16 protein-coding genes are annotated in these 18,770 nt (G+C 47.3%); 8 read left to right on the top strand and 8 right to left on the bottom strand.

Annotation, left to right across the window (positions count from 1 at the left end):
* Positions 1 to 353 precede the first annotated feature (353 nt).
* On the bottom strand, positions 354 to 890 hold the full coding sequence (locus GO003_RS14540) for a hypothetical protein (protein WP_159657270.1): 537 nt from the start codon (positions 888 to 890) through the stop codon (positions 354 to 356).
* Positions 891 to 894: 4 nt separating this feature from the next.
* On the bottom strand, positions 895 to 1,581 hold the full coding sequence (locus GO003_RS14535) for a HupE/UreJ family protein (protein WP_159657272.1): 687 nt from the start codon (positions 1,579 to 1,581) through the stop codon (positions 895 to 897).
* Between the two features lie 385 nt (positions 1,582 to 1,966).
* Between GO003_RS14535 and GO003_RS14530 the strand changes: the two genes are divergently transcribed.
* From GO003_RS14530 to GO003_RS14510, 5 genes are all read left to right on the top strand, one after another.
* Positions 1,967 to 3,472, top strand: a complete 1,506-nt coding sequence (locus GO003_RS14530; RefSeq protein ID WP_159657274.1) for a phenylacetate--CoA ligase family protein — start codon at positions 1,967 to 1,969, stop codon at positions 3,470 to 3,472.
* Positions 3,473 to 3,757: 285 nt separating this feature from the next.
* Positions 3,758 to 4,267, top strand: coding sequence for a hypothetical protein (locus GO003_RS14525; RefSeq protein WP_159657276.1), 510 nt, complete (start codon positions 3,758 to 3,760; stop codon positions 4,265 to 4,267).
* Between the two features lie 502 nt (positions 4,268 to 4,769).
* Positions 4,770 to 5,519, top strand: a complete 750-nt coding sequence (locus GO003_RS14520) for an ABC transporter substrate-binding protein (RefSeq protein ID WP_159657278.1) — start codon at positions 4,770 to 4,772, stop codon at positions 5,517 to 5,519.
* Positions 5,461 to 6,033 (top strand): hypothetical protein, encoded by a 573-nt coding sequence (locus GO003_RS14515; protein ID WP_159657280.1) that lies wholly within the window; start codon positions 5,461 to 5,463, stop codon positions 6,031 to 6,033. Before GO003_RS14520 ends, GO003_RS14515 begins: the two co-directional genes overlap by 59 nt.
* Before the next feature lie 99 nt (positions 6,034 to 6,132).
* Entirely contained in the window at positions 6,133 to 8,211 is a 2,079-nt protein-coding gene (locus GO003_RS14510) for a TonB-dependent receptor (RefSeq protein WP_206444693.1), read from the top strand.
* A gap of 88 nt (positions 8,212 to 8,299) precedes the next feature.
* On the opposite strand, the gene GO003_RS14505 is transcribed toward GO003_RS14510, so the two are convergent.
* A complete protein-coding gene (locus GO003_RS14505; RefSeq protein WP_159657284.1) occupies positions 8,300 to 9,196 on the bottom strand; it encodes a LysR family transcriptional regulator in 897 nt (298 codons plus the stop codon).
* 105 nt (positions 9,197 to 9,301) lie between these two features.
* Here GO003_RS14505 and GO003_RS14500 point away from each other — a divergent pair, with 105 nt between their 5' ends.
* Genes GO003_RS14500 through GO003_RS14490 form a run of 3 tightly spaced genes read left to right on the top strand, consistent with a single transcriptional unit; the run spans position 9,302 to position 11,441 of the window.
* Complete coding sequence (locus tag GO003_RS14500; RefSeq protein WP_159657286.1) at positions 9,302 to 9,904, top strand: FMN-dependent NADH-azoreductase; 603 nt, start codon at positions 9,302 to 9,304, stop codon at positions 9,902 to 9,904.
* A gap of 55 nt (positions 9,905 to 9,959) precedes the next feature.
* On the top strand, positions 9,960 to 10,526 hold the full coding sequence (locus GO003_RS14495; RefSeq protein ID WP_159657288.1) for a YceI family protein: 567 nt from the start codon (positions 9,960 to 9,962) through the stop codon (positions 10,524 to 10,526).
* Between the two features lie 57 nt (positions 10,527 to 10,583).
* Positions 10,584 to 11,441 (top strand): pirin family protein, encoded by an 858-nt coding sequence (locus tag GO003_RS14490; RefSeq protein ID WP_159657290.1) that lies wholly within the window; start codon positions 10,584 to 10,586, stop codon positions 11,439 to 11,441.
* A gap of 516 nt (positions 11,442 to 11,957) precedes the next feature.
* On the opposite strand, the gene GO003_RS14485 is transcribed toward GO003_RS14490, so the two are convergent.
* The 5 genes from GO003_RS14485 to GO003_RS14465 all read right to left on the bottom strand — a co-directional run bounded on the left by GO003_RS14485 (position 11,958) and on the right by GO003_RS14465 (position 18,767).
* A complete protein-coding gene (locus tag GO003_RS14485) occupies positions 11,958 to 12,749 on the bottom strand; it encodes an ABC transporter permease (protein ID WP_159657292.1) in 792 nt (263 codons plus the stop codon).
* Entirely contained in the window at positions 12,736 to 13,398 is a 663-nt protein-coding gene (locus tag GO003_RS14480; protein WP_159657294.1) for an ABC transporter ATP-binding protein, read from the bottom strand. Before GO003_RS14480 ends, GO003_RS14485 begins: the two co-directional genes overlap by 14 nt.
* Before the next feature lie 374 nt (positions 13,399 to 13,772).
* Positions 13,773 to 14,990: an MFS transporter gene (locus GO003_RS14475; protein ID WP_231089004.1), complete on the bottom strand. Its 1,218-nt coding sequence runs from the start codon at positions 14,988 to 14,990 to the stop codon at positions 13,773 to 13,775.
* Complete coding sequence (locus GO003_RS14470) at positions 14,987 to 16,810, bottom strand: c-type cytochrome (RefSeq protein WP_159654822.1); 1,824 nt, start codon at positions 16,808 to 16,810, stop codon at positions 14,987 to 14,989. The genes GO003_RS14475 and GO003_RS14470 overlap by 4 nt, the downstream gene beginning before the upstream one ends.
* Before the next feature lie 85 nt (positions 16,811 to 16,895).
* Positions 16,896 to 18,767: a c-type cytochrome gene (locus tag GO003_RS14465; RefSeq protein WP_159654824.1), complete on the bottom strand. Its 1,872-nt coding sequence runs from the start codon at positions 18,765 to 18,767 to the stop codon at positions 16,896 to 16,898.
* Between the last annotated feature and the right edge of the window lie 3 nt (positions 18,768 to 18,770).

The raw sequence follows: 18,770 nt of genomic DNA, 5'->3' as shown, positions 1-18,770 counted from the left end.
ATCGGTGGACTTGGTTAAAGGAACAGGCTATGCCTTTTAAAGAAGCCTTCCATGCGGGGTTTGACGGCAGCTTCCACGCTGCCGAAATTCTCACCAATTAACGCCATGGGCTTGAAATGTTGGGTTGGCTATCGCCAACCGCAACCTACGCGGTGCATCAGCATTTCATTCCCAATAGATCACTGGGCAATTATCAAGCTGGGTTTAAAAGTTTATTAACTATTTTAATGGTAATTCGGGATCATTTCTTGGCTCAAGGAAGACCCTGATTTTGCGTTGGCGATCGGGGGATCGATTTTAAGTCCGGCAACGGGTAAAACGGCTTCCGTCAATAAAACAGCGATTTCACGTCATTACATCAAGCCCAAAATCCGATAATCCCCTTGGGTGTTCAAGATGATAGTAATGGGCGATTGCGACTTATTCTCCCAATACCAGCCATGTGGCCCTTCAAACTCAGCTGTTAATGTTCCGGCAGATTGATTTTCAGTACTGATCTTAAAGCTTTTGAAGTAACCGGATTTATCCCCTTTTGGTTCGCCATGAAGATCGAAATAGACATGAGCGCCCTCTGTTTTCCAGGCATAATCCAATTTAGCGCCTTTCAGCAGGTGAAACTTATATTCCAAACCACTGTGACCGGGAACCACCAATGTGACCGTATCGGACCATTCGGCCAACTGGTCTTTGCAGGAAGCCACCACAGGACGGCCCTTGGAAGAGCCGGACAATGCGCTTAAGCCCATCCTTTTCCCGAATCCGGTTGGATCTATGCCATATTCTGCCGGCAAGACTGCGGTTACTAAAACAATGAACGCCAACAGCATTGCAAGCGTGCTGGCTAAAACAAGCGACTTCACTGATTGAGCCGGAGGATAAGTATCCTTCATAAATTTAGCCATTGGTTAGAAACCCAGTCATTTGGTAACCGAACAAAACAAGTCCTCCGGTCATTAAAAAAGTATTGGTTGCAGTTGAAAAGGAATAAAAACTTTCATGTCTGCGCCAAAAATTGAGTGCGATCAAAATAAAAAGTAGAGCGATAAACTGACCTAGCTCCACTCCGACATTGAAGGCTAATAAGTTTTTCCATAACGCCAGTTGCGGCAAGTCAAAGTTCTGTAATTTGGTCGCTAAACCAAAGCCATGAAATAAGCCAAATATCAGCACCGCAATTTTTGTATTCGGTTGTATACCGAACAAACACTGAAAGCCGCCTAGATTATCAAAACCTTTGTAGACAACCGAAAGTCCTATAATGGCATCGATAATAAATGGATTAACCTCGATGTGGTTTAACACACCCCATAGTAGGGTCACGCTATGCCCCAAGGTAAACAAGCTGACATAAATCAATACATCTCGGGTGCGAAACAAAAAGAAAATCACGCCAACAAGAAAAAGGAGGTGATCATAACCGGTTACCATGTGCTTGGCGCCGATATAAAGAAAAGGTCCTATGGCTGTACCCTGATTAGCCAATAAAAAGCGCTCTGTATTGACGTCAACGCCATGAGCCAGAACACCAAAACTCAACAAAAAAAACAGGAATGGCAAGCCAATACGGAGTGCGGGTGTCATCGTAAGAAAATCCTGTTTTAAGTGATTGGAATAAGATTTTCGCGCTATCTGCAGATTGATGCCATTACGGATTATTAAAAGCACTGTTCGCGTTAGTAACTTAAAGAACATCAACGCCGCCAATCCGTGCCGGGGCGACACCCACTTTTAACGCAAACAGTGCCTTATTTAAGCGACCATAAAAACAGCAGATGGATGTCGGTGATGTTTGCCGGATGAGTAATGGCCGTTCAAATCAGGCCCAGCATAGCAAATTTAGGATTGCCAGGTCTTACGAATGACGATAATAATGAACCCAGATGTGCTGTGTCGGATTTAATTTTTAGTACATTGTGCGATTCAGAGTACAAAGAGATGTTAAGGTCCAACGGTCGGAGAACTTATTATGACCAACCCGCTTAAACCACCACCCAACGAAATTTTCAACCGCTTTATGAACACATCACTGGATGAACTGTTGGCGGAACACCGTGCTGTCAATGCGGAAGACCATGCATTGGCTTTATTTCATCGTTGCGCGGTCGAGGTGCCTGCTTACCGCCAATTTCTTGCCTCGCGGCAAATCAATCCGGCTGACATAACGACCTATCGGAAATTCCTCGATCTGCCGCTTATGGGTAAAAGCGATTACATGCAGACCTACCCATTACCGGATCGCTGCTTCGGCGGCAGTCTAATGGGCGCTGATCGGGTGGCCGTTTCTTCCGGCTCTACCGGCAGTCCGACTTTCTGGCCTCGCTCTGTAGCTTATGAGCTGGATGTGGCGCTGCGGTTCGAGCAGGTATTTCACGACAGTTTTCGCGCTCACGAACGCAGCACTTTGGCGATCGTTTGTTTTGCGTTGGGCAACTGGGTCGGAGGCTTGTTTACGACATCCTGCTGCTGGCATTTGGCGCATAAGGGTTATCCGCTGATGGTGGCTACACCGGGCAATAATAAGTCCGAGATTTTTCGCGTGGTCCGCGAATTGGCACCGCATTTTGATCAGACCGTGCTGTTGGGTTACCCGCCATTTGTCAAAGACGTGATCGACGCGGGTATTACAGAGGACATTGATTGGCACATTTACCACGTCAAACTGGTATTTGCCGGTGAAGTGTTCAGTGAAGAATGGCGAGAGTTGATTGGCCGGCGCACCGGATCGACAGCGCCGTGTTTTGATTCAGCTTCGCTGTATGGTACTGCCGATGGCGGCGTGCTCGGCAACGAAACACCCCTGAGTATCGCCATTCGTCGCTGGTTAGCAAGGCATCCGGCTGCCGCTCGACAACTTTTCGGTGAATCTCGTTTGCCGACGTTGGTACAGTATGATCCTGTCAGCCGATTTTTCGAAACACAAGAAGGCACCTTGGTCGTGTCCGGCGAAAACAGCGTACCGTTGATGCGTTATCATATTGCCGACAAAGGCGGCTTGATTCGTTTCGATGAGATGCGGGCATTTCTTGAATCACAAGGTGTAGAGGCATTGAGCCAATTAGATCTACCCAACGATTTTCAACCGCGAGAATTGCCTTTTGTCTATGTCTTCGGCCGAGCTGACTTCACCGTGTCTTACTATGGCGCCAATATTTATCCGGAAAACGTAAGTGTTGGCTTAGAGCAACCTGACATTATGGGTTGGGTCACCGGTAAATTCGTTTTGGAAATACAGGAAACCGGCGATGGCGATAACATCCTGCATATTGCCGTGGAACTGTTACCCGGTATAGCAACAAACGAAAACATGGTGGCGGTAATAGCCGAGTCCATCCGCAAGGAGCTGTTACGTCTGAACAGCGAATTTGCTCATTACCTTCCCGTTGAACGCCAGATGCCTCAGGTTACGCTGCATGCTTTTGCTGACGCTGAGTATTTTCCAGCCGGCGTAAAACACCGCTATACCCGAAAATAGCAATCCGCCATGTCGAGAGAACGCTTGCGGCAAAAAGCGCTTTATTTGAACGAGCCTGCCTGTGCGTTTCCTGAGTCATTGGCGCTGCAAGCTTTGGCACCTACATAAGGTACTGATCGATACCAGCAAAAAGCGCCAAGCCCACTTCGTTATTACGAAAATGGACTCCTGTGATATTCACAAAAGTTATGATAAAGTTCACGCCGTCATGCAACTGATTAAATATATTTAAAATTTAGGCAGTTGCAGACCTAATAATAATAAATACAATGAGGTTGACTTTAGATGAAATTATTAAAAAGCGCTGTCGTAGCTACTGCATTGGCAGTTTCATTTGGATCGTTTTCAGCTACAGCTGATGTCTGTTTGGGCATGGCGTGTATGTATAACAGAATGACTCCGATAGAAGGAATTGACGCTACTTTGGGTCAAATTGCTGAAGCGTTGAATGCTATTGAGCTAAGAAAAAGCAGCGGTGCAACTGAAAATGGTAAAGCCGGCGAGGATCCCATTATAGTGAACATCAAAGATGCCTTAAAATTGAGTAAGGAAATCAATGCTAATGATAAACTTGACCGCAATCGTAACCGCGCTAATGGCTATTTGAAACAAGCCCGAGGCGCTGTAAAAGGCGGCGATTTGGCTAAAGCAACAGAAGACCTGAAAGAAGCCGAGAAACGTTTTGCAGAACTTAAAACGATGATCGACTTAACTCAAGCCGATAGGGTATCGCAACAGACCAACCTGCTAAACCGTATTATGGACACGCCGGATGAAGCATCCGGTGCTCGTTGATTTACAGTTGTAAACTTCGCACCTATGAAACCAACCCCGTTGGTTTTAAAGAGAACAAACAAATAAAACGCTTCATTTCGTGGCACAGTCAGTAAAGGTAAAGGTTTCGCTGAACGCTTAATCGCCCTTGATTGACTGTTTCGTTTTTCCTCCAATCATTGTTGATGTCATCGCCTTTAATAAAATGCGCCCTAATCAACAAAATCCCTTCCAAATAAAACATCCGGTTGTTTAATAGTCTAAGAACAACTCTACCTGGTTCGACAAGCCTTTCTCAAACATAGCCGAAAACTCGCCGCGAACGGTTTTGTTACAACTAACTGTCAGTACAGAATGGACTGACTACCAAGCTATATTTCAAAAACCAAACCCCCTCTTTTGATGCATCCTTGAGCCTCTAATCCACAAGATTTATAAGATATTTTTGAGCAATTTCATGTGTTATTATGTTTTTTTTATTGATATTTACCTTATCAGCCCAATTAACGTATAAAAAGCACTTATGCACATAAGGAATTTTCTGATCGGCATTGACGATACCGATAATCTGGAAAGCCGAGGCACCGGTTTTCGGGTCCGGCAATTAGGTAAGCTGCTGGCTGAAAACAGCATTGCCCAGGTGTTTGGAATAACACGTCATCAATTATTCGTCAGCCCTTTGATTCCTTATACCTCGCATAACAGCTCTGCCTGTATGGCCGTGGCAATCGATCCCTCGGAACTGGAAAAATTGACACAATTTTGCAGTGATTATCTTAGGCAGGAATCAGCAGATGGCTCTGATGCCGGTTTATGCATTGCTTCAGCCGATCAGGTGGATAGTGATGTTCAACAATACGGCCGCCGCGCAAAATCGGAAGTCTTTACCCAAAAGGACAGCCGGGGGTTGGCCAGCCGGAAAGGGTTTTATTTAGAAGGCTTGACCGGCGATGAAGGCGGCGTGATAGGCGCACTGGCAGCAGTAGGCTTGCGTGCAGAAGGTAACGACGGCCGTTATATAGGCCTGCGCGGCGTTCGGGAACTGGAAGTTAAAGACTACACAGTGGGTCAGCTAAAAGCGATGACCGATATTGATCAGATAAAAACAACTGATGGTTTTGAAGTGACCGGACTGCATCATACAGTGTCGATTACCGAATGGGCGCGTCCGGTCTTGTTAAACGGTAACGCAGTTTTATTAGTGGAGAAAGCAAATGACGATACAAACGATCAGTGGCGGGTTGTTCCAAAAACTGTCATTAAAACCTATTGAACTTAGCACTGGACTTCGTGCCAGGGAAATCTTCTGGTTATTATTGGCAGGCGTCATCGTCACGGTGTTGCATGAGATGTTTCGCTGGCCTATCAAAATGCCCGGACGCCATGGACTTGAATGGATGGCTATCCTGGTATTTTTTCGTGCCGGTTCAACTTATTTTTGGGCGGCAAGTGTTGTTGCCTTGGGTGCGGCGGGTACTTCTCTTGTATCGATAGCCAGTGTCAGTGAACCTTCAGCAGCCTGGTCATATTTGCTTGCGGGTATGATCGTTGATGCCTTGTTTATTGCAGGAAAACAGTGGCGCCAATCAGTTTTTTATCTCGCCATCGTTGCCGGACTGACTCATTCGCTGAGGCCTTTACTTAACTTAGTCGAAGCAAATGTTTTTGGATTAGCTCACCACTCATTGAATATGGGTCTGGCCTATCCCATGCTCACGCATTTACTCTTTGGCTTTATCGGCGGATTGACGGGGGCGATATTGGCTCTTTTGAATAAACGCCGGTGAGTTTGCGTTTCGCAAAATAAACGTGCCCGGAACTTTCTGCTCAATTCAAATGGCGATGCAAGCATCGCCTCCCTCCTTTTTGACCTTTTTACGATTATCATGAACCTTAAGAGATTGAGATTAAAGCCTCAACCGCCTGCTTACTCGATACCCCGAACGCTGAAGGCCGGCTGCACTTTCCTGCTTTTATGCCAGTCGGCTTGGGCTGATAACCAAGCCACTGACGAAATCTATCGACTCGGCGAAATCATAGTTACAGGAGAGCAACCGGGAGTGGAGGCGATAGCCAGCACTTATGAACTGGACGCCAAGGATATTGAGCGAAAAGCTGCCAGAACCTTTGACGAAGCCATAGAATTGTTACCCGGCGTCAATGTCCGCACTGGCGCCGATGGGACGCCGCGTATCGATGTCCGGGGGTTTAGAACACGTCATGTCAAATTACTGTTAAATGGTGTCCCTTTTAATTCAACTTTTGACGGGCAATTCGATCCAACGATGATTCCAACCGAATCCATTGCTAAAATCAAAATGACATCCGGTGCCAGTTCCGAACTTTATGGCGAAGGCGCTGCCGCCGCTGTAATTAATATCATTACCAAAAAAGGCGCATCCGGCTACCATGCCAATGCGGCCGGCGAAGTCGGCAACAGAGGACATCAACGTACCTGGGGTAGTGCTTCTGCAGGATTTGATAGCGCCGACTTCATGGTCAGTCTAAGTCATCAAGACCGGGATGGCTTTCCACTTTCCGATGATTTTAACCCGACTTCAGAGGAAAATGGCGGCGTCCGCAACAACAGTGACCGGCGCCGCACCAATGTCTATACCAATGCCGGATTTCGACCGAATGACGACTGGAGCCTGGGCCTGACGTTTAATCACTCCCAAGGCACACACGGCGTACCGTCCAGTGTAACCAATGACTCGACGGATAATTTTGCAAGCCGTCCCCGATATGAACGTATCAACGATGAAGCCATTTATGCGTCTCAATTTACCGTCGCCTACGATCCCGAAGGTCCCTGGTCGTCTAAAAACTGGGCCTATCTTAATGTGACTGACGAAGAAGCCAATCGTTATGACGATGCATCGCTTACATCAATGAATAGCAATCGTGTTAATGGGACTTTTGACTTAACCAGTTCCACACAAATTGCCGGTGGGCATACTCAAACCAGCTATGATCATGCCTGGGGCGGTCAATTGACACTGATGGGGGATGCTCGGGAAGAACGCTGGAGTCAAGACGGCGTGATTCGTGACATCCCCCAAACCACTGTCGTTGGAGGCAGAGGCAGAGGTGGCAGATCCACAACCACCACCACCTATAATTTACGTAACGTCGATGAAAACCGTAATTTAGGCGTGGTCTCAACTGCAGCAGAATTGACTTTGTCGCCCTTAAAGAATCTTGGCATCGCTTTGGGTTATGGCCATCACTGGCTGATTCGCGACGACGACAGTGGCGCAGATGACAGTTCGTTTATTGCGGGCGCGCATTATGACTTACCGACTGATACGCGTTTGCGTGCGTCTGCCTCTCGAAAAATACGGATACCCTCAATTCGGCAATTGTACGAAACCAGCACCGGTGATCCGAATTTAAAGTTTGAGCAATCTTACAATTATGAAGCGGGTATGACTCAGCAACTACCCGGTAACAGTGAGATCAGTGTAACCGGATTTCTGAATGATGTATCCAACTATATTGAGCAAGACAACAATAACCGTTTTCGTAATTTTGCCAAATACGAATTTCAAGGCGTTGAAATCATGGGTCAGACTTATGCAGTATCCGACCTGATGCTACGCACCAGTTATACTTTTTTACATAGCCGCGATCGTTCCGATAGCGAAGGCCGCGATGAACTGCAGTATCGGCCCAAACATAAACTGGCATTTGAAGCGGATTATCAGTTCGGTTACGGCTTTTCAGGCTATTTGAATGTCATGCATGTGGCGGATGAATATTACTATTCCCGCAACCAGCCCCTGCAAAAAGGTAGACTGGAGGAATATACCTTGCTGAACATGAAGCTGAATTACAGTCTGTTTAACAATAAAGCCAACATCTATGTAGGCGCAGATAATATTCTGGATACGAATTATCAAGAGTCGGTTGCTTTGCCTCAGGCAGGACGTTTTGTTTACACAGGAGCTAAATTGAGTTTTTAACGGGTAACTTACACGCGCTTATAGAATTGGCATCTCCAACCCATGCTGTACGAATAGCAATAGGCGATATCAATGGAGTGATTTTCGCCTAGCCTTGGCTTTTTGCAATCACAGGCTCCATTAAGATGGTAGACAACCGTCTGACTCCGGGACCGGCAAAATCGGGATTTGCCAAAATAAGATAAAGCGGCACCTCGCGCGTATGACCTTCTTTCAAGGGGAGCGGTTTTAAAACTCCAGTTAGCAGCTCCTCACGAATATGCTCTTCAGGTAGCCAGGCAAAGCCATAGCCTGAACAGACCGCCTGAATCGATGTGGCCACCTGACTCACTATCCAGCGCTGATCAACCTCGACCGATACTGCGCGCTGGTCTCGCTTGGCGCCCGAATCCCGGATCACCACATGCCGATGTGCCCGCAAATCACGGTAACTCAACTCTCGACCGTAATGATGAAGTGGGTGATCGTTATGGGCCACTGCCAGCAAGCGAATTCGCATCAACACATTTCCCAAAAAACCGGGGGGAAGTTGGGGTGAAATAGCCAAATCCACATTGCCGCTGAGCAGTGCATCTGAGGTTCCGCCTAATACCGACTCAATCAATTCAACCCGCGTACCCGGACTTTCAAGGCCAAAGCGATGAAGACAGGTCAATAACCGGTCAGAAGGAAACAATATTTCAGCGGCGATAGTGATAACCGCTTCCCATCCCGCCGAAAGCTTATGCGCAGCCCGCTCCAGATCACTGGCTTCATTGACCAGCGCCAGTGCGCGCCGGTAGAGCATTTGCCCCGTTGGGGTAAGGATGGCCTTACGTCCCTGTACCTCAAAGGCTTTAATGTTCAGTAAGGATTCGATTTTTTGTACGGCATAGCTGACGGCCGATTGGCTTTTACACAGTTTTTCAGCGGCCTGGGCGTAACCACCGGCGTCCACCACTTCAATCAATGCTCGCCATTGTTCCAGGGTAATATGAGGGCTCATTTCGACCTATCTAATGAATTGATGAATATGGCCTAATTATTATGCTTTTTTATCGTTTTCATAAAGCGTTAAATAACACCACGTTCACTGATGGAGGAAATAAGCATGACAACTCTCTTACAAATCAATTCAAGTATATTCTCATCGGGTGGCCACTCCAGCCAACTGGCCAATGACTTTGTTTCCACCTGGCATACACTCAATCCCGATGTGCAAGTCAAAGTTCGTGATCTAGCCACGGAACCGTTACCGCATTTGGATGCCCAACGGGTTTCGGCATTTTTCGCATCGCCTGACGCCAGAACACCTGAACAACAAAGCTTTGTTAACGAGTCAGATACATTGATCAACGAGATTAAGCAATCGAATGTCATTGTCATCGGATTGCCCATGTATAACTTTGGTATTCCCTCGACGCTGAAAGCCTACTTTGACCAGATCGCCCGCGCCGGGTTGACCTTTCGTTATACCGAAAACGGTCCTGAAGGCTTGCTTTCAGATAAAAAAGTCTTCGTTTTTGCGACCCGAGGAGGAATGTATGCGGGCACGCCTTTGGACAGCCAAACCACGTATGTCCGTGATTTTCTCAATTTCCTGGGAATTACCGATGTTGAATTTATCTATGCGGAAGGGCTTAATATGAGTCAAGAAACCAAGGATAAGGCACTGGCCAAGGCCCATCAACGGCTGGCAGAGCTTGCCGCCTGAGTTGCTGATCAATGACTATTTTTTTATTCACCCCCCCTAAACTTGGAGCTTCAACATGAAACGCATTGCGCTATTATCTTTAATGACAACTCTTTCAACCGCAGCATTAGCCGCTCCTGAAACCTATGTTATTGATGGCCCCCATACCCTGCCGCGCTTTTCTTACAGCCATTTTGGCTACTCGAACCAACTGAGTCGCTTCGACAAGACGTCCGGTAAAATCGTGCTGGATCGTCAGGCAAAAACAGGTTTCGTAGAAGTAAACATTGATACGACCTCGGTGAATACCGGCTACCCGCTATTCAACGAACACATTCAAGGCGAAGATTTCCTGGATACAGCCAAATACCCTGCAGCGACCTTCATCTCAAACATGCTCAAATTTGAGGGTGAAAACTTAGTAGCGGTTGACGGCACGCTAACGCTAAAAGGTATCAGCAAACCCGTGACGCTGACAGTCACGTCATTCCAGTGCATGCCCCATCCCATGCTTAAAAAAGACGCATGCGGGGCTAACGCCACCACGACTGTCAAACGGTCCGACTTCAATATGGGCAAATACGCACCGCAGGTAGGTGATGAGGTCACCATTACCATTCCGGTCGAAGCCGTCAAAGAATAAACATCGGTTAACGGCAGCAGGCCATTCTGTTGCCGTCTGCTAAACGAGGTATAAGATATGAACACACGTACACTTCAACAAATCATTCCATCCATCACCACTTCCGATGGCGGCGGCGTCAAGCTGCGTCGTAGCCTTGGACAAAATCAGGCACTGCGAGTCGACCCTTTTTTGATGTTAGATGAATTTTCGTCAACGGACGCCGATGATTATATCGCCGGTTTTCCGGACCATCCGCATCGTGGCTTCGAGACGGTCACCTACATGTTGGACGGGCACATGCTGCATCAGGATCATCTCGGCAACCAGGGCGACTTGAAAAGCGGCGGCGCACAATGGATGACAGCAGGACGCGGTATTATTCATTCTGAAATGCCACAGCAGGAAAGTGGCCGCATGCGGGGCTTTCAGCTTTGGGTCAACCTGCCTGCAAAGGAGAAAATGAAACCCGCCAGTTATCAGGATGTCCAGCCAGAGGAAATTCCACGAGTAAATTTACCGGACGGAGGTCAAGTTAAAATTATTGCAGGCATTGCAGAAATTGATGGACAAACCATTGCCGGACCGATTCAGGGGATAAGTACCGAGGTCTTGTTTCTGGATGTGCGCCTTCCGGTGGGCGGGCGCTTTGATCATTCGGTTGACGCAATGCATAATGTCTTTGTTTATCCTTATGAAGGACAAGTAGAGATGGGTCCAATCGGAAACGGACGTAGTCTGGCATCTCAAAATGCCGGCGTACTCTCTCCCGGCGATCGCATCGAAATCCAGGCTGGAGAACAAGCCGCTGCATTTTTGCTGCTGTCTGGCCGTCCATTAGGTGAGCCTATCGTTCAGTACGGGCCATTTGTGATGAACACGCGCGAAGAGATCGAGCAGGCAATGACCGATTATAGAAACGGGCAACTGGTATAAGCGGTTATCTGAATAACGGACATCGGATTTGCCAGTTTGCTGATCCCGAAGGCATCAACCACATTGGTCACATTAATATTAGTGATACTCAGACTGAGGCGGGAATCCAAATAGTTTTCAGCAAATCCTTTCGGTATGGAATAACGCGGATTCAACTAACTCAATAAATGGTTCGGATCGCTAAAGGCATGAATTGATGTTTCACTGATCATGCGCTATTGGTAATTGGGGCTTATTAACGTCGCAAATGTCGGCTTTGCTTCCGCTAATCTCAGGCAGTTCACGACCCATTTAGAGCATAAGCAATTGATTAGACAACATGAAGACCCTGATCTTCTTTTTTTTTGCGAAAGGCTTCAATTCTGTTGGTGAAAGATATGTTTTTGTTGTTTTTCAGAAGGAGCTCCTTTAACCCTGAAAAAGATTTACCCCAACCTGGCAAATTCTATTATCTTCGACTTAAGATTTTTCCAAGCCTGGACAACCTATAAAAACTGGGAAACTTCAAATAATACATCATGGCTTCTGAATCACTTCATCTCTCAATACATCAAATGCGTTGAAGGCAATGGTCAAACTGAGCTTTAAATTGATAATGCTGGCCATAACACTGCTGGTGAATATGCAAATCATGATTGCGAGTTGGTATTTTACCGCCAGCCAAGGTTCACTTCCACCCAGGATTTGTCCTGTCATCATACCCGGTAGAGACACCAGTCCCATTGTCGACATACTCGCGATAGTGGGATTAATTGCTGCCTTGATGGCCTCCCGGTAATACGGACGCACCGCTTCCCAGCGGCTCGCTCCGAGCATCAGAAACGTCTCGTATTCATTTACGTTACTGCGAAGTGCTGAATAGAATCGCTCCAAGGCGATAACGTTGCCTTGCAGACAGTTACCGAGGATCATGCCCGCTAAAGGCACTATATAGCGGGCATCGTAAAAATGTGGCGGCTGTATCACCAAAATGACCAGATAGGCTGTAGTAAAGAGGATACTGGAAGCGATAGCCGTAAAAGTGGCCAGCGCAAAATATCGGGCTTTCAATCCTGCACGCTTGAGTATGCTTAAGTCGGCCACTATCAGCATCACCAGAATCCATAGACCATTCAGCCAAGGATGATTCAGATTGAAGAGTGTTTTTAGATAGATGCCAACCAGTGCTAATTGAAGTGTCATTCGCAGAATACTGATACCGATATCCCGGCTCAAACGCAGCCCTATTAACCACAGCAACAACCAAGGCAAGGCAGAAAGCCCATAAAGAAGCGCCATCTGGGGTAGCTTTATATCAAGTGTTTCCACAATGCTTTACCTCAGCCACTTGGCCATTCTCAAGTTGAATGACAAGACTACACCGCTCTACCCAATCCGGGTCATGTGCAACTGAAAGCACCGTGAGCTGCGAATCCGAGAACACATTAAAGACGGCGTGTTTACTTTCCGCATCCAGGGCACTGGTTACCTCATCCAGCAGATACAAACGCTTGCCTAATAACAGTCCACGGGCTAAGGCAATCCGTTGTTTTTCGCCACCGGAAATACGATTGCACGCCTGATTTAAAATACTCTTCGACAACTGCAGTCGTTGCAATACCTCAGTCAGTTGTGTTTCTGTGGGTTTATGCCCTCGATGGGCTTTAAATTGAAACGGTAACAGCAATGCTGCTCGAACACTGTCAGCGCCTAGCATCGGTTCTTGACCAATATAAGCAGCACATTGGCGAATAGACTGAACAGAAATTGACGTTAGCGGTATTTCATGGACGTAAACCCTACCCATGGTAACAGGGAGAAGACCCAGGACAGTTTTCAGAAGGCTACTTTTTCCGGAACCGGATTTACCGCTTAATACGGCTTTTTGACCAGGTAAGAGTGTCAAGCTGATATCAGACAATATTATTTTATCGCGGACTGCAACGGTGGCATGGTCGAATCGAATGATAGCGTTCATTTAGGAATTGTTGAACATGCCGTTATTGTCCGGCAATCCCAGGGTGTAATAACCAGAGCCGCCCCAGTGATCAGCATGACACGAGAAATGACGGTCTTTTGAAATTCCAAATGCGATTGCCAACGGCGGTTTGTCTTGCGCGTAAAGTCATGAAAGAGTCCAGGTTATTTTTTGTAAATAATCGTGGATCCTGAGCAAGGTTAATTTTCTGTTTTGGCATAGCTCCACCTGATTATAAAGATGCTTCAGCTCTAACACTTTTCCCCTAGCCGACCGCGTCATTTCGGCAGGGATTGCCGAAAAACCAGTTGCCTCCTTAGACACTGCCGAAATTTGAAGTGCAAAAGGTATAACTGCCAATCAATAGTTCTGAATTATAACTGAAAATTTTTCAACACCGTTTGACAAAACCGTATAACTGGCTGCCATACTAAAACCACGAGTGCAATGATGCTAAAGGCGGCGCCTGCATAAAATGTGAACGATGCCCCGAGTCGGTCCCACAACAGCCCCGCCAGGACGCTTGCAAACAGCAACACCAAACCGCTGACCAGGTTGAAAAATCCATACGCGGTGCCTCGCAAATCGGCGGGTGCGGTATCGGCAACCATTGTCGCCAGCAAACCCTGAGTGATGCCCATGTGAATTCCCCAGAGGGCGACACCGGCCAGCACGACACTCCAATGATCGTTAGTTGCCAATACCAGGTCAGCCGCGATCAGGACGATTAAACCGAGAGCCAGGAGGGTTCTGTGATTCATACGGTCGGAGAGCTTGCCGAATGGATACGCCGACAGCGCATAGACTAAGTTCATCGCCACCATCACCAGCGGCACCAGAGCAACCGGGACGCCGCCCTGCTGCGCTCGCAAAACCAGGAATGCCTCACTGAATCGTGCCAATGTGAAGACTGCACCGATACTCACCACCCACCAATACGGACCGCCCAATCGCTTCAAATTCTCACACCGGATCGGATAGGTGCGCTTTGTCGCCTGACGTTGTTCCGGTTCGCGTACCCCGAAGAACAACAGCGCAACGGCCATCAAGCCAGGAATCACCGCCACCCAGAACACAGCACGGAAGTCGTTGGCCCAAAGCAGCATCAAACCGACCGCCAACAAAGGACCCAGAAATGCGCCCACGGTATCGAGGGACTGACGCAGTCCAAACGAGGCACCACGCAGATTCGATGGCGCAATGTCAGCGACCAATGCGTCACGCGGTGCACCGCGTATACCTTTGCCGACCCTATCCAGCAGGCGTGCGGTCAGCACCATGCCGGTCGTGGATGCCACGGCAAAAAGTGGCTTGGTGAGAGCTCCCATCGCATAACCGAATACGGCCAACCCTTTACGCTTGCCTAAATAATCGCTGAAAGCACCCGAAAATATTTTGACGATCAACGCCGTGGATTCTGCCAGTCCCTCCACCAGGCCAACATCGAAAGCACTGGCCCCGAGCGCCGTGACCATAAACAGCGGCAGCAAGCTATGGATCATTTCCGAGGAAATATCCATCAGCATGCTGACGAAGCCGAGTACCCATATACCCGCTGGTATTTCATGCCTGGGTATTATCGTTAAGTTCACAGTGTTTTCATGTACTCAATTATGGCCATTGCCCCTTCTCTGTCGTCGTTCCAATTCAATTTATAACGCCGCTGTCCAATTGTGATGTCTTTATCGTGTCCGGCATTTGAAAATGCGGGGATGGCCTGAGTATCATACTGATAGCCTTCTTCTTTTGTAGCTTGCTTGTCAGTGTTGAGTCTCCAGGAAAACCCCAAAAATTGCTGATCATAATCCAGACGGCTTTTCATAAAGAGAACAGGTCGTTCATTGGGAATCAATAGATGATACAGGGTTGGTACTGAACCATTATGCAGATAAGGCGCTTGTGCCCATACACCCCCCAAAGGTAAAGCGTTATAACCATCATGTTGGGCCGGATTCATCATGGCAAATTCGGCTTTACCCGCTAAAGAAACACCTTCAAACTGGGCGCAAGGTTTTATACTGCCTTGGCCCGGCATTTCAATTGTTGTTTCTGGTGAGCAGATGGTTGTAAAAGCAACCCTGGCGCCTTCGGTAATGGCTTCAGTGGCAACACGGGCGCGACCGCTATGAGTCCCTATCTGATAAACTTCACCATTATGGGGCTTGTGACAGACAGCACAATTTTGTTGATACAAATCGCGGCCTTTATCGGCTTTATCCATATCGACGTTAAAGGGATAAACCGGCGCCGGTAAATTTTCCAGCAGTGTTTCAGCAAAGGCCGATACGCGCAGATCTGTTTCGGCACCAAAGCCCATCGTCAGTTCAGCCGCAAGATCTCTGAACATGGGGATTGGAATATTGCCATTCCATTGGCCGCCCCCATCAAGCAACTGGGTGTGATCAGCAGACCAATGAACTTTTCGCTTGTCTTGCTCCCAAACCGGCATAAAATCGGTGATGCTCTGCGTCGGAGGAAGGTCGGTTTCAGGATTGACTGTGGGATCCTTGTCGACATCTCGTCTGACCACATAATTAAAAGAAGTACTGATACCGGTGGCATCGGCCATTCCCCCAAATCCGTCCAACATTTGTGATTCAAATCCCTGGTAATTCTGGTTCAGTAATGCAGCAAACGCCGAATATTCAAGTTGGGTACGGACTATAAATTTCTTGATAATTGCGGGTGCGTTTTGCTTGAATAAGGCGATTTGCTTTGATTCATATTCGGCATCAAACACTTTGTCGCCAAGTTTGTAATTTTGATAAAAATAATTTTTATCCTCGGCGTGTATCTTATCCAGCGCGGCAATAATCGCAGTGGTTGCCCGATCTATTTTATTTTGCTCACCTTCCATGTTGCCGGCAATTTTTTCCACTGTCTTCAACGCTCTGACCCGATATTGCGGCAAATTAAACTGTGCGTTTACGCCGCCGTCCAGATAACGTATCCCCTCGTCCGTTCTGACTTGGCCAATATGACAGGCTCCACAAGTAAACGATGCGTAGTCAACCGCGCCAGTTGGATCGTCTCGACCCAGCCCGCTCCAGCCAACCCCACGGGCAATCGGATAACCCGGAGCCCGTTGATCTTTAAATAAACCGATTACATCTAGAAAATTCTCATCGCTACCCCATAATTCGGGGGCAAGCTTAGGCAAAAGCTTAAGGATGATAAAGGGAACGCCATCGTTAATTCCCATAGGAAAATCAGCAAACCAGCTGTAAGCAGCCTGCTCTCGTTTCAAATACGCCTCTAGCTGCAGCTGACGTTGCTGCTGAATGTTTTTCCATCCGGTTTTTTTTACCGGATCGCTGACAACTTCTTCGCTTGCTTTATCATTGGGTGCCTTGTCGTCACAAGCGCTAAGCAAAATTGCCGTTATTAAAGCCACACCGTGTAATTTAGTCATTGTCTTTCCTGTTGATTATTTAACCTTGTCCGCATGAAAATAAAGGGTGATCCAAGGACCACCCTTTAATATGCACCGTCAGTTTTTACAGGGTTTTCATGTACTCAATCAGCTGATAGCGCTCATCATCAGTAAAATCTCGCCATTGCCCCTCTTCGCCAAGGGTTTTGGTAAAGCTGTTACCGGCGTGACCTTTATTACTGTTACCGGGGATGGGTGCACCGTTGTCATCAAGGGTTTTAAATAAGAAATGATTGCCCTCCTGACTGGACTCAAAGCCGACTTTAATGGGGTCGAATTTTTTACTGCCAACATAATAAGACGTTTCACGCTCAGTCTCAGGCAGCAAAGTCTGGTATAAATTGGCCATTGAACCATTATGCATGTAAGGCGCAGTCGCCCAGATCCCGTTTAAAGGCCTTGCTTTGTAAGCCATTAAATTAGGTGGTGTTTCGTCAGGAAGATGATAACCCGACAATGCCAAGATTTGCTGCTGGTCCAATGGCGGTTGAAATGCCGCTAACTGTTTACCGATGATATTCTTGACTGCCGCGGTCAATATCACGCCTCTGGGTACTTTAGGGTCACTGCAGGCTTTTTTATCCTGACAGTCTTCCTTATCTAAAAAAGGTCGCATTTGGCCAGGATCAACATTCAGATCTGGATTAACAAAATTCATCGCCATCAATGGATCTGTTCCAATTTCGGCCAATCCTGTCATGTGTGTCTGAATGAATTGTTTGCCAACTTTATTCGGTTGAGTCATCGGGAATTGACCGTTGTCATCCCGAATGCCGTGACAACTGACACAGTTTTTGGCAAATAAAGATTTACCCTTAGCGGCTTTGTCTTGATCGATTGCAGGCAGCGGATCCCCCCATCGTGGTGAATCCAGTTTACTCATCAACTGTTCGAGATGATCCAGATTGACGATTTTGGCAGAGGAATAAAATCGTTCGTCTTCATTATCTGTTTTAAGTATGGTATGAGCGAATACGCCAGCGACTTCTCCGACATTTCGAGCAATATGATTGCCCGCCGAACCGTTCCACTGCACCCAATCAAGCTGGGATGTATTCCATAAAAATGGATAGCTAACCGGGGCATTGGCCGGTGTGGCATTGCCGGGTATATCCAGCAGGCTGGATGTGACACGATTTAGAATGGCGCCGAACGCATCCAGCCGGCCATAACCATAAGGCGTAGTCACCACCCCATAATTGATGTCGATATATTCTTTGAGCCAGACGTTGTAAGCAACTAACTGTGTTTTTAAGGCCTGTTTTTCAATGTCATTATATCCCCCCTCAGGCAGTACTTTTTTAGCGAAACGAGTGAGTTTGGCATCATCATTGATTGTAACCGCCAAAGCCTGATACATGTTATGCATGAAGGCAGGAAAATCAGACTGTGCAGGGCCGCCATTAATGCGCAGGGTTTTATCGCCGTAATTGATTTCAGACGTATGGCAGGCGGCACAATTCAGACCCAGCCACACGTTGTAACCCATCTGATTGCCTTGCGTGTCCGATGACAACCGTTTGACGCTTAAAGCTGACGTCAAAAATGGCTCCTGAATATCATCTTTAACAAAGCCGATAGGCAATCCGTCAGGATTGCGGCCCGGCATCGAAGCTTGAGGGATGTACCCTAGATAGGAGATGTTTTTATCGTCTCGGAATAAATCGCTGTTATCGGCCTGTTCCAACGCTAAAAACCAGGAATAAGGCAGTAAATGCGAGCCTTGGGAGGTGTTATAAAAGTCTAGCGTCTCATCGTTGTCCCAACCCTGCTCCAAGGTTACAACGTCAGTAGTCTGGCTTTTGACCGGCTCTGCTATTACCGGCTTTTCGTTTGTGCTTGAACTTGTGTTTGTGCCTGTGTCGCAGCCATTCAACAGCAACATTGCAATTGCAGGAAATATAAATAAGCCTTTATTTTTATCTGAATTTTTCATGTT

The organism is Methylicorpusculum oleiharenae, assembly GCF_009828925.2.
Lineage (GTDB): Bacteria > Pseudomonadota > Gammaproteobacteria > Methylococcales > Methylomonadaceae > Methylicorpusculum > Methylicorpusculum oleiharenae.
The sequence above is the reverse complement of the archived record's forward strand: the minus strand, read 5'-3'. Positions and strand labels throughout refer to the sequence as shown.